The 12,615-nt window shown below is 59.6% G+C and carries 6 protein-coding genes and 2 rRNA genes (1 of these 8 cut by a window edge); 1 reads left to right on the top strand and 7 read right to left on the bottom strand.

Annotated elements, in window-relative coordinates; translation table 11 throughout:
* The first annotated feature begins 140 nt into the window (after window positions 1-140).
* Window positions 141-1,631 (top strand): aldehyde dehydrogenase family protein, encoded by a 1,491-nt coding sequence (locus PFAS1_RS02690; protein WP_074878672.1) that lies wholly within the window; start codon window positions 141-143, stop codon window positions 1,629-1,631.
* Window positions 1,632-1,743: 112 nt separating this feature from the next.
* On the opposite strand, the gene qhpG is transcribed toward PFAS1_RS02690, so the two are convergent.
* From qhpG to PFAS1_RS02725, 7 genes are all read right to left on the bottom strand, one after another.
* Window positions 1,744-3,033, bottom strand: a complete 1,290-nt coding sequence (qhpG, locus tag PFAS1_RS02695) for a flavin-dependent monooxygenase QhpG (protein ID WP_076028108.1) — start codon at window positions 3,031-3,033, stop codon at window positions 1,744-1,746.
* Entirely contained in the window at window positions 3,030-3,707 is a 678-nt protein-coding gene (gene qhpE / locus PFAS1_RS02700) for a subtilisin-like serine protease QhpE (protein ID WP_076028109.1), read from the bottom strand. Before qhpE ends, qhpG begins: the two co-directional genes overlap by 4 nt.
* Window positions 3,697-5,415: an ABC transporter ATP-binding protein gene (locus tag PFAS1_RS02705; RefSeq protein ID WP_076028110.1), complete on the bottom strand. Its 1,719-nt coding sequence runs from the start codon at window positions 5,413-5,415 to the stop codon at window positions 3,697-3,699. The genes qhpE and PFAS1_RS02705 overlap by 11 nt, the downstream gene beginning before the upstream one ends.
* Window positions 5,415-7,319, bottom strand: a complete 1,905-nt coding sequence (locus PFAS1_RS02710; RefSeq protein WP_076028111.1) for a sigma-54-dependent Fis family transcriptional regulator — start codon at window positions 7,317-7,319, stop codon at window positions 5,415-5,417. The genes PFAS1_RS02705 and PFAS1_RS02710 overlap by 1 nt, the downstream gene beginning before the upstream one ends.
* A 261-nt stretch (window positions 7,320-7,580) precedes the next feature.
* Window positions 7,581-9,473, bottom strand: coding sequence for a penicillin-binding protein 2 (gene mrdA / locus PFAS1_RS02715; RefSeq protein WP_076028112.1), 1,893 nt, complete (start codon window positions 9,471-9,473; stop codon window positions 7,581-7,583).
* 208 nt (window positions 9,474-9,681) lie between these two features.
* A 5S ribosomal RNA gene (gene rrf, locus PFAS1_RS02720) occupies window positions 9,682-9,797 on the bottom strand.
* A gap of 168 nt (window positions 9,798-9,965) precedes the next feature.
* Window positions 9,966-12,615: ribosomal RNA gene (locus PFAS1_RS02725) — 23S ribosomal RNA — on the bottom strand (it continues 242 nt past the right edge of the window).

A 12,615-nucleotide genomic window follows, 5' to 3' on the forward strand; every position in this document is an offset into this window, starting at 1 on the left:
CAATTTGCAACAACCTCATAGCGCCCACGATAGCCTTTGAGCCCCCAAAACCCCGTCAACCAAGGGCGGTCCTGCCTTTGCGGGCACTTGGCACAGCCATTGCGAAAGCCTTGTTCTCACGAACAATAAGAGGCCTCGCCATGTCACTCCCTTATCTGCTTCCTGCCACCTCGGCATTCATCCAGCGGGCCCCGCGCATGCTTATCGGCGGCGACTGGGTCGAGGCCGCCGATGGCCAGACCATGCCACTGCACAACCCGGCCACCGGTGAAGTGCTGTGCGTCGTGCCGCGGGCCACGCCCGAAGATGTCGACCGCGCCGTGCTCGCCGCCCGTCAGGCCTTCGATGATTCGGCCTGGACCCGCACCCGACCTCGGGAGCGGCAGAACCTGCTGTGGAAACTCGCCGACCTGATGGAACGCGACGCCGAACTGCTGGCGCAACTGGAATGCCTGAACAACGGCAAAAGTGCGGCGGTGGCCCAGGTGATGGACGTGCAACTGTCCATCGACTTCCTGCGCTACATGGCCGGTTGGGCGACCAAGATCGAAGGCTCCAGCGTTGAAGTGTCGTTGCCGTTGATGCCCAACGATCAATTCCACAGCTTCATCCGCCGCGAAGCGGTGGGCGTGGTCGGCGCCATCGTTGCCTGGAACTTCCCGCTGCTGCTGGCCTGCTGGAAACTCGGCCCGGCCCTGGCCACCGGTTGCACCGTGGTGCTCAAACCCGCCGACGAAACCCCGCTGACTGCACTGAAACTCGCCGAACTGGTGCTGGAAGCCGGTTACCCCGAAGGCGTGTTCAACGTGGTCACAGGCACTGGCATCACGGCGGGTTCCGCCCTGACTCATAACCCTCTGGTGGACAAGCTGACCTTCACCGGCTCCACCGCCGTGGGCAAGCAGATCGGCAAGATCGCCATGGAGTCCATGACCCGGGTGACTCTCGAACTGGGCGGTAAATCGCCGACCATCGTCATGGCCGACGCCGACCTGAAGTCCGCCGCAGCCGGTGCCGCCAGCGCGATTTTCTTCAATCAGGGCCAGGTGTGCTGCGCCGGCTCCAGGCTGTATGTGCAGCGCAAGCATTTCGACAATGTAGTGGCGGACATCGCCGACATCGCCAATGCCATGAAGCTCGGCAATGGTCTGGACCCTACAGTGGAAATGGGGCCGCTGATCTCGGCGCGTCAGCAGGAGCGGGTTTACGGTTACATCGAAAAGGGCCGGGAAAGCGGCGCGACCATCGCCTGTGGTGGTGAACAGTTCGGGCCAGGCTTTTTCGTCAAACCGACGGTGATTGTGGATGTCGATCAGAAGCACTCACTGGTGCAGGAGGAAATCTTCGGGCCGGTGCTGGTGGCGATTCCGTTCGATGACGAGGCCGATGCGTTGCGCATGGCCAATGACAGCCCTTATGGGCTGGGTGCGAGTATCTGGTCGAACGATCTGGCGGCGGTGCACCGGATGATTCCGCGGATCAAGTCCGGTTCGGTGTGGGTCAACTGCCACAGCGCACTGGACCCGGCGTTGCCGTTTGGTGGGTACAAGATGTCCGGGGTTGGGCGCGAGATGGGGTACGCGGCGATTGAGCATTACACCGAGTTGAAGTCGGTGTTGATCAAGTTGTAATTGTCGGCGTTTGTTAGGTCGCCTTCGCGAGCAAGCCCGCTCCCACATTGGAGTGCGTTCCCCTGTGGGAGCGGGCTTGCTCGCGAAGAGGCCAGACCGGTCTGGCACACATTCAGGGCTTATACCCTTGAGCCAACAACCAACTCCTGACCATTCGCCCCTGCTCCACCGTCAATCCGGCCAACACCTGCTCGGCCGGCTCGGCCCGCAACCGCCGCACCAACGGCGCCAGCTCAACCCCTTGCACATGCCAGATCCCCAGCGGCTGATCCGCTGTGACCACCACCTCGGCCTCATCCACATATCCATCACGCAGCACCGGCGCACGCTCGATTCTCAACGAGGAAAAATCCGCCTCGGCATGCGCCACCTCAGCATCCGGCCACTGCCGCCGCGCCTGCCAGAACGGCTGATCCAGCCACCGCTGCTCATCGGCATAAAAATCCCGCCCGATCCGCGCAAAACGCAAAAACAGCTGCTCCACCCGTTGCTGATGAAAGCGCCGGGCCAGCGCCGCTCGCTCGGGTTTGCGCAACAACGTGTTGATCACCGTTGGCGCCTGTAACGCCGAGGACAAGGACTGAAAAATCCCGTTGCCCGACAGCGGATCCACCGCCATCGCCGCGTCGCCGACCCGAATCCAGTTTTCGCCACACACCTGCGGGCACAAAATCGCGGTGCTGCTGCGGGCATGCAGCTGTAGATCGTGTTCAGGCTCGACACCAAAAAACGCCCGCGCCAACGCCGAACCTTGGCGCCGTTGACGACAGTAGTCGAGCAATTGCGCCTTGCCCGGCAACTCAGCACTGGCCACGTCCACCGTCCATTGCCAGTAACACTGACCGTCGGCTCGCCGGGCCATCCAGGCCCAGCCGTCCTCAAGGCTTTCCACCGCACTGGCGGTGCTGCCCGGCGTGCCTCGCCAGCGATTGAGCAGGCTGACCGTCTCCGGCCCGCGCAGGCCTTTGCCGAGCGCAGGAGCCTGACGCCCGCGCGCCTCGACCAGAAAATCTGCAAGCAATACATCGCGCCCTTCAACCTCGACCCGATGCCCTGAAGCCGATGACTGCACCGTCAGCACGCGGCCTTCGATCAGCTCAACGCCCGCCAGGCGCAGATCCTCGCGCAAGCCTCGATCAAAGCACGGGCGATCCAGTAAAAATTCGATGTTCTGCGCATGCTGCTGACCGTTCCATGACACCTGCCGCTGAGACGGCAGCGCCGCATCCGCCAAAGCTTGATGAAGCCCCGCGCCACGCAAGGCTTCCAGCACCCGAAGGGAAACGCCTTCCAGCGCCGCAAATCGCCGCCATTCGCTGACCAGCGTCACGGGATAACCGAGCCGACGCAAACCCAAGGCAACCGCCGCTCCCGCCGGCCCTGCGCCAAGAATCAGAATCATGCGCCGAAGCGCCGTTCAGGGCCGCGATAGCGGGCATTCTCCCGCAGCCACTCGATGACCTGTTCGTTGCTCGCCTCGGGATGAGCCACCAGGAAACCCGCAATGTGCCCGCTCAACGCCGCGCAGCCGAGGCTGGCGCCGGACTGCCCCGGATAGGTGCCATGCACACACGCGGCAAAATCCGCTTGAGCGCTGTTGAGCCACGACCATTCCTGTTCGGAGCAACGGGCATCGCCGGTCACCCGCAGCACTTGGGGATAATTCGCCGGAAATACTCCTTCGCCCTGCGCCGGGCTGGACGCACACAGCAGGATGCCCCGCGCCACCGCTGCCGCGCAGGCTTCACGCAACAGGCTGCGATCCTGCCGCAGACCGAGGCTCAAATTGATTAGCCGAACGTCCTGCGCCACCAGCCAGTCAATCGCCGTGGCGATCTGCAACGCGCTGGTGACCCCGCGCTGGTCGAACACCTGAGCCACGCAAAATACCGCCGCAGGCGCCCGTCGACCGATGGCCTCGATCACCGCGCTGCCGTGGCCCAGCGGATCGTCGCGCAAATCGCTTTCGGCCATTCCATCGGCCAGCAACGAAAAGCGCCGCCCGGCGACCACTTGCACCCGTTGCGCTGCCGAGTGACCGCTATCCACCACACCAATCCGCAGCTCAGGCTTCATGCAGCACCGTTTTTGAAATGAGTACGCCGTCGAGCAATTCGAAGCGCAAATCGGCATCGGCCAAGGTTGAAGGACGATGGCTGATGAGGATCCGCGTGCGCCCGGCAAACAGTCGGTCGATGGCTTCGATGACTTCGCGCTCGGTGGCTTCATCCACCGCCGAGGTCGCTTCGTCCAGCACAAGAATCAATGGGTCCTGCAACAGCGCCCGGGCGATGGCGATGCGCTGTTTCTGCCCACCCGACAACTGCTGACCGCGTTCGCCCAACGGACTGTCGAGACCTTCGGGCAAAGACTCGATCAGGCTGTCGAGTTGCGCCAGCCGAGCGACTTCGGCAATCGCTTCACGGCTGGCGTCCGGCACCGCGTAGGCGAGATTGTCGGCGAGGCTGCCGCGAAACAGCACGATGTCCTGACTGACCACCGCAATCCGCCTACGCAGCTGGAACAGGTCCAGTTCGCGCAGATCGACCTCTCCCAGCAACACTCGGCCGGACTGCGGATCGTGGTGCCGTTGCAGCAGGTCGATCAGGGTCGATTTACCGACCCCGGAGCCGCCGCTCAGGGCGACTTTCAAACCGTAGGGAATTCGTGCTTCGATGCCGCGCAGGGTCGTCGGGCGACCGGGATGGCTGAAGTGCACGTTGTCGAAACGCAGCTCGCCGGAAGTCGGCATCGGTTGCGGCGTAATCGGTGTGAGAACGGTGGGTTCTTCGCCGCGCAATTCCATCACGCGCCCGAGGCTGACGGTCATTCGTTGGACCGCGACATAGAGCCCGAGCAAGCTCTGCACCGGTCCGACGGCCATGCCCAGATAGGTGGAAAACGCGATCAGCGCGCCCAGTTGCCAAGTCCCCTGCACCACCCAATATCCGCCGATCAGGAACGCACAGGCACGGGACAGCGACGTCAGAGTGCCCGGCACCGCCTGGGTGAAAAACTCGGTGACTTGCAGGCGCAGCAACTGGCTCATGTAGCCTTGACCCAGGGTTTCCAGGCGCCGCGATTCACGCTGTTGCTGGCCGGCGGACTGGATGAATTTCATCACCGGCAACGTCTCGACCATGAACGAGGACATGTCCGCCGAGCGCTCGCGCAATTGCCGCACATCGCGCTCGACCTTTCGCCGCATCCAGCGCAGCCAGAGCACGTCTAGGGGAATCAGCACCAGTGCCAGCAACGAGAGTTTCCACGACAGGGTCAGCAGCATCGCCACGGCGCAGACCAGGCCGATCACGTTCGACACTGCCGAGAACAGCGAGTCCACGGCAAAGCGCTGGATCTCCGCAACATCGCCATCGAGGCGCGACATCAGGTCACCGATTCGGCGCTGTCCATAGAAACTCGGCGAGAGGGTTTGCAGATGTCGATAGAGGTCATCGCGCAGGGCAAACAGAATCCGCCCGGACAGCCGCGTGTGCAGGTAACGGTTGATCCCCGACAGCAGCGTTCCCAGCAGCCCGGCCACGATCATCAGCCCGGCGATCAGCACCAGCATCGGGAAGTTGCGTGCGAGCAAACCATCGTCGATCAGCAGTTTGGTCAGCCAAGGCTGGACCAGCACCAGTAACGAGGCGCAGACCGACAGCCCGAGCAGCCCGGCAATCGCCAGACGATGGGGCCGTACGAAGCTGTACAGCCAGCGCAACGCCGCTTGCAGGGCTTCAGGGTCCTGGCTGTCGATCAGCCGAACGATCAAGCGCTGCATCACGAGCGCAACTGTTTTAGCTTGCGATACAAGGTCGCGCGGCTGATGCCCAAGGCGTCGGCGGCGGCCGAGACGTTGCCCTGGTGAGTGTCCAGGGACTGACGAATCAGCTCCAGTTCATTTTCGCGAATGCTGCCGGCCTGAGGACGTTCGCTGGCGCTTAACTCGTCGAGCATGCTGTCGGGCAAGTGGTCGAGGGTGAGTACGGTGTCCCCCGGCTCGCGCATGGCCAGCGCGGTGCGCAAGACCATTTCCAGTTGGCGGATGTTGCCCGGCCAGTGATAGCCGCCGAGCAAGCGGTTCAAATCGTCATGCAGAACCATCGTCGGCGCACCCAGTCTGGCCAGCAGGCGCGTGACCAGAGCGCTGAAATCCTCACGTTCGCGCAAGGCCGGGAGCATCACGCTAATGCCGTTGACTCGATAAAACAGGTCTTCACGAAAGTGTTTTTCCTTGACCAGTCGCTTGAGGTCGCGGTGGGTGGCGCAGATCAGTGCAATGTCGATGTCTTGCTCTTCACCGGCACCCAGCGGTGCCACTTTACGGTCCTGCAACACCCGCAACAGACGGGCCTGCAAGGCCAGCGGCATGTCGCCGATTTCATCGAGAAACAAGGTGCCGCCGTGGGCCTGTTGCAGCCGACCGATCATCCCCCCGCGACGGGAGCCGGTGAACGCGCCTTCGCGGTAGCCGAACAGTTCCGACTCGATCAGGCCTTCGGGGATCGCCGCGCAGTTCACCGCGACAAAGGGTTTGTCGCAGCGGGTGCCGGCCATGTGCAGGGCGCGGGCGATGACTTCCTTGCCGGTGCCGGTTTCGCCCAGCAGCAACACCGGCAGCTCATTGGCCAGGCCTTGACGGGCCATGCGCAAGGCTCGGGCATAACGGACATTGCTGCCGGCCAGAAATTCGAGATCCGGTTGTGCTTTGGCGGTTTTCGCCGGGCTGCGCGGCGGCGTGCTGACGTTGATCGTACGCTGCGGCGCGCGCAGGGTTTTGTAGAAGAACTCGCCTTTGGCGGTTTGCAGACTGCCGACACCGCCCTGATGCAGACGCGACAAAAGTTGCAGGCCATCGACGCCCAGAAACTCTTCACAGCGGCGACCGACCAGCGCCGATCGCTCGGCATGCAGCAACTGACAGGCCTGGGCGCTGACCGCGAGAATCTGCCCGCCAAGGCTCACGGCCAACAAGCCCTGCCAAGGGGATTCGAGGTACTGCCGACGGCTGTGGAAGGCCAGGACGATCTCGTCCGGATAACTGGCGTTGAACACCCGGCTTTCGATCTGGCTGACGGCCATGGCCAGCAACGCAGTGCTGTCGTGAACGCGGCCGAGCGGACCTTCGCGGGTCAGATCGAGTACGCCGAGGATGTCGCCCTGCGGACAATGGATCGGCACCGAGGTGCAGGAGAAATCGGTCAAGCGATCGAGGTAATGTTCGCCGCAATCGATCATCGTTGGCCGGGCCTCCACCAGTGCGGTGCCCAGCGCGTTGGTGCCGCGAGCGGCTTCGCTCCAGCAGGCACCTAGGGTGATGTCTTGCAGGCCGCAGCCCTTGAGGCGATCGGCGCGGCCTTCGACAGCTAGAATGGTGGCGTCGGAATTGGCGAGGATGACCAGCCCTTCCTTGCCCTGACGTTCGGCCAGGTAATCGATGGCCGGCAATGCCGCATCGATCAACAGCCGATTGCTCGCCAACAGCACGTCGAGGCTCGCGCTCGATTCCAGCGCCAGCTCGTGCTTGGCATTGAAATGCACACCATGGCTGAGGCTACGCCGCCACGACGCGTCGATTTCCGCCCGCAACACGCCATCCGGGACTTCGCCCTCGAGATGGAGTTTTTCCCGGGCCAGCCGAGCTTCATGGTGCAACGTGGGATGAGTTGTTTTTATTAGCGTCATCAAGCGCTCCGGATCGGTCCGCCCTGCGCTTTTTTAAGATCAGCGCCCTGGCGCAATCTTTACGTTAACGTCAGGGCGATGGCAAGTGCCTTATGGCGCTTGCGTTTCATCCGTGGCACCGCGTCATCGTTCATCGCGAGCAGGCTCCCACAAGTTCAGCGTTGCCCAGAAAACTGCGGTTCAACTCAGTCAACTGTGAGCAACACGTCCTCGGCTTCGTTATGGCTCAAGCCGCCGACACACGGCATAAATACCGAGCGCTTACACGTGAGGGGGGCCCGGTGCTTTGCTCGGTGTCGCGTATTGCGGCTTCAAGTGGCCGTCCTGATCGAGTAGCCAGGCATCCATGATCTGCCGTACCACGGGACCTGCGACGCGGCCGCCGGCCTCGCCGTTTTCGATCATCACCGAGATGACGATCTTCGGATGTTCAGCCGGGGCAAAACCGACGAACAAGGCGTTGTCGCGGTTACGCTCCAGGGTTTTCGCACGGTTGTAGCGCTCGCCTTGCTTGATCGCCACCACTTGCGCGGTACCACTCTTGCCGGCGATGCGGTACTGAGCGCCCTGCGCTGCCGCCCGCGCAATCCCGCGAGCGTCGTGCATCACCATTTGCATGCCGTGGTTGACCTGCTCCCAGTCACGCGGGTCTTTCAACAGGATGTTTGGCATTGGGTGCTCATCCACTGGCGCAACACCGTCCACGGTTTTGGCCAGGTGCGGGCGATTCCAGACACCTTTGTTAGCGATCAGTGCCGTGGCCTGGGCGAGCTGCAATGGGGTGACCTGCATGTAACCCTGGCCGATGCCAAGGATCACAGTCTCACCCGGGAACCACGCCTGACGGCGCGTAGCACGCTTCCAGGCTTGCGATGGCATCAGGCCGGCAGACTCTTCGAACATGTCCAGCGAGACTTTCTCGCCGAGGCCGAACATGGCCATGTAGTCATGCAGTCGGTCGATGCCCAGCTTGTGGGCCAGGTCGTAGAAGTAAGTGTCGTTGGAGCGCATGATCGCCGCGTCCATGTCCACCCAGCCATCGCCGCTGTGGTTCCAGTTGCGGTATTTGTGATCGAAGTCCGGGAGTTGGTAGTAACCAGGGTCGAAGACGCGGGTCTGCGGGGTAACGACGCCGGCGTCGAGGCCGGCAATGGCGACTTCCGGCTTGATGGTCGAGCCCGGTGCGTACAGGCCGCGCAGCACGCGGTTGAACAGCGGCCGGTCAATGGAATCGTGCAGCGCTGCGTATTCCTTGAAGCTGATTCCGGTGACGAACAGGTTCGGGTCGAAACTCGGCTTGCTGACCATCGCGAGTACTTCGCCGGTCGACGGGTCGAGAGCGACCACCGAACCGCGACGATCACCCAAGGCTTCCTCGGCGGCTTCCTGAAGTTTGACGTCGAGGCTCAGTACGATGTTTTTGCCTGGGATCGGATCGGTGTGCTTGAGCACTCGCAGGACCCGGCCTTGAGCGTTGGTCTCGACCTCTTCGTAACCCACTTGGCCGTGCAACTGCGACTCGTAGAATTTTTCGATGCCGGTCTTGCCGATTGATTGAGTGCCACGGTATTCCACCGTGTCCAGGGCTTTGGACTCTTTCTCGTTGATGCGGCCGACGTAGCCGATCGAATGCGCAAAGTGCGCACCCATCGGGTAGTGGCGAACGAATTGTGGCTCTACATCGATCCCCGGCAGACGGAACTCGTTGACCGCCAACACGGCGATTTGTTCTTCGCTGAGCTCGTAGAACAAAGTGACCGGCACGAAAGGATGCCGGGGCTGCTTCATTGCCTTGTCGAACAGTGCTCGATCTTCTGTCGGCAAGTGCAGGAGGCTGACGACTTCATCCAGCTCCTCTTTAACATCGGAGGCGCGTTCGCGGGTGATGGTCAGGTTGAAGCTGGGGCGGTTGTCCGCCAGAACCACGCCATTGCGGTCATAGATCAATCCGCGCGTGGGGGTGATCGGCAGGACGTGGACGCGATTGTTTTCTGAGATCGTCGAGTGATAGTCAAACTCGACCACTTCCAGGACATACATGCGCACGACCAGCGCGCAGGTAATGGCAACAACGAACAGGGCGCAAGCCATCAGTCTTTTGTTGACCAGACGCGTCTCTTTTTCGTGGTCCTTTATGGGTATCGGTTGGGGCATTTCTGCAGCAGCTCTTTGACTAAAAAGGGGGGCGCCAATCCGTATGCTTGAAATCAGTCCGTTAAAAAACGAGCTGCACCATACCAAAAACCGGGCGGTCAATTTAGTGGGATTTCTTCTAACGGGTGCGCCTTTTTCGCTACTGCACTTTCCTGCGAACAAAACAAAACCCCTACCTGCATACGCAGATAGGGGTTTCGGAATTTAATCTTGACGATGACCTACTCTCACATGGGGAAACCCCACACTACCATCGGCGATGCATCGTTTCACTGCTGAGTTCGGGATGGGATCAGGTGGTTCCAATGCTCTATGGTCGTCAAGAAATTCGGTAGCCAGGTCGTTTACCTTACGGTTCACGCTCCAGCGAATGGGTATGCGATAGATTTGTGTGTTTCGTTTCGAATTTTCGACTTGTATCGTCTTCACACACCGCAATCTGGTGCCCCTTTTCATTTATAAAGAAGGGTCAGCAAATTGCTTGGGTGTTATATGGTCAAGCCTCACGGGCAATTAGTATTGGTTAGCTCAACGCCTCACAGCGCTTACACACCCAACCTATCAACGTCGTAGTCTTCGACGGCCCTTCAGGGGACTCAAGGTCCCAGTGAGATCTCATCTTGAGGCTAGTTTCCCGCTTAGATGCTTTCAGCGGTTATCTATTCCGAACATAGCTACCCGGCAATGCCACTGGCGTGACAACCGGAACACCAGAGGTTCGTCCACTCCGGTCCTCTCGTACTAGGAGCAGCCCCTCTCAAATCTCAAACGTCCACGGCAGATAGGGACCGAACTGTCTCACGACGTTCTAAACCCAGCTCGCGTACCACTTTAAATGGCGAACAGCCATACCCTTGGGACCGGCTTCAGCCCCAGGATGTGATGAGCCGACATCGAGGTGCCAAACACCGCCGTCGATATGAACTCTTGGGCGGTATCAGCCTGTTATCCCCGGAGTACCTTTTATCCGTTGAGCGATGGCCCTTCCATACAGAACCACCGGATCACTAAGACCTACTTTCGTACCTGCTCGACGTGTCTGTCTCGCAGTCAAGCGCGCTTTTGCCTTTATACTCTACGACCGATTTCCGACCGGTCTGAGCGCACCTTCGTACTCCTCCGTTACTCTTTAGGAGGAGACCGCCCCAGTCAAACTACCCACCATACACTGTCCTCGATCCGGATAACGGACCTGAGTTAGAACCTCAAAGTTGCCAGGGTGGTATTTCAAGGTTGGCTCCACGCGAACTGGCGTCCACGCTTCAAAGCCTCCCACCTATCCTACACAAGCAAATTCAAAGTCCAGTGCAAAGCTATAGTAAAGGTTCACGGGGTCTTTCCGTCTAGCCGCGGATACACTGCATCTTCACAGCGATTTCAATTTCACTGAGTCTCGGGTGGAGACAGCGCCGCCATCGTTACGCCATTCGTGCAGGTCGGAACTTACCCGACAAGGAATTTCGCTACCTTAGGACCGTTATAGTTACGGCCGCCGTTTACCGGGGCTTCGATCAAGAGCTTCGCGTTAGCTAACCCCATCAATTAACCTTCCGGCACCGGGCAGGCGTCACACCCTATACGTCCACTTTCGTGTTTGCAGAGTGCTGTGTTTTTAATAAACAGTCGCAGCGGCCTGGTATCTTCGACCGGCATGGGCTTACGCAGTAAATGCTTCACCCTCACCGGCGCACCTTCTCCCGAAGTTACGGTGCCATTTTGCCTAGTTCCTTCACCCGAGTTCTCTCAAGCGCCTTGGTATTCTCTACCCAACCACCTGTGTCGGTTTGGGGTACGGTTCCTGGTTACCTGAAGCTTAGAAGCTTTTCTTGGAAGCATGGCATCAACCACTTCGTCACCCAAAGGGTAACTCGTCATCAGCTCTCGGCCTTGAAATCCCGGATTTACCTAAGATTCCAGCCTACCACCTTAAACTTGGACAACCAACGCCAAGCTGGCCTAGCCTTCTCCGTCCCTCCATCGCAATAACCAGAAGTACAGGAATATTAACCTGTTTTCCATCGACTACGCTTTTCAGCCTCGCCTTAGGGACCGACTAACCCTGCGTCGATTAACGTTGCGCAGGAAACCTTGGTCTTTCGGCGTGGGTGTTTTTCACACCCATTGTCGTTACTCATGTCAGCATTCGCACTTCTGATACCTCCAGCAAGCTTCTCAACTCACCTTCACAGGCTTACAGAACGCTCCTCTACCGCATCACCTAAGTGATACCCGTAGCTTCGGTGTATGGTTTGAGCCCCGTTACATCTTCCGCGCAGGCCGACTCGACTAGTGAGCTATTACGCTTTCTTTAAAGGGTGGCTGCTTCTAAGCCAACCTCCTAGCTGTCTAAGCCTTCCCACATCGTTTCCCACTTAACCATAACTTTGGGACCTTAGCTGACGGTCTGGGTTGTTTCCCTTTTCACGACGGACGTTAGCACCCGCCGTGTGTCTCCCATGCTCGGCACTTGTAGGTATTCGGAGTTTGCATCGGTTTGGTAAGTCGGGATGACCCCCTAGCCGAAACAGTGCTCTACCCCCTACAGTGATACATGAGGCGCTACCTAAATAGCTTTCGAGGAGAACCAGCTATCTCCGAGCTTGATTAGCCTTTCACTCCGATCCACAGGTCATCCGCTAACTTTTCAACGGTAGTCGGTTCGGTCCTCCAGTTAGTGTTACCCAACCTTCAACCTGCCCATGGATAGATCGCCCGGTTTCGGGTCTATTCCCAGCGACTAGACGCCCTATTAAGACTCGCTTTCGCTACGCCTCCCCTATTCGGTTAAGCTCGCCACTGAAAATAAGTCGCTGACCCATTATACAAAAGGTACGCAGTCACCCAACAAAGTGGGCTCCCACTGCTTGTACGCATACGGTTTCAGGATCTATTTCACTCCCCTCTCCGGGGTTCTTTTCGCCTTTCCCTCACGGTACTAGTTCACTATCGGTCAGTCAGTAGTATTTAGCCTTGGAGGATGGTCCCCCCATATTCAGACAAAGTTTCTCGTGCTCCGTCCTACTCGATTTCATGACTAAGAGATTTTCGCGTACAGGGCTATCACCCACTATGGCCGTACTTTCCAGAACGTTCCGCTAATCTCAAAGCCACTTAAGGGCTAGTCCCCGTTCGCTCGCCACTA

It is taken from the genome of Pseudomonas frederiksbergensis (assembly GCF_001952935.1).
In the GTDB taxonomy this organism is placed as follows: domain Bacteria; phylum Pseudomonadota; class Gammaproteobacteria; order Pseudomonadales; family Pseudomonadaceae; genus Aquipseudomonas; species Aquipseudomonas frederiksbergensis.

Excerpts from the sequence above, each read along its gene's own strand:
- qhpE (WP_076028109.1), bottom strand. The coding sequence starts at position 3,707 with ATGAAGCCTGAGCTGCGGATTGGTGTGGTGGATAGCGGTCACTCGGCA.
- mrdA (WP_076028112.1), bottom strand. The coding sequence starts at position 9,473 with ATGCCCCAACCGATACCCATAAAGGACCACGAAAAAGAGACGCGTCTG.
- PFAS1_RS02710 (WP_076028111.1), bottom strand. The coding sequence starts at position 7,319 with ATGACGCTAATAAAAACAACTCATCCCACGTTGCACCATGAAGCTCGG.
- qhpG (WP_076028108.1), bottom strand. The coding sequence starts at position 3,033 with ATGATTCTGATTCTTGGCGCAGGGCCGGCGGGAGCGGCGGTTGCCTTG.
- PFAS1_RS02690 (WP_074878672.1), top strand. The coding sequence starts at position 141 with ATGTCACTCCCTTATCTGCTTCCTGCCACCTCGGCATTCATCCAGCGG.
- PFAS1_RS02705 (WP_076028110.1), bottom strand. The coding sequence starts at position 5,415 with ATGCAGCGCTTGATCGTTCGGCTGATCGACAGCCAGGACCCTGAAGCC.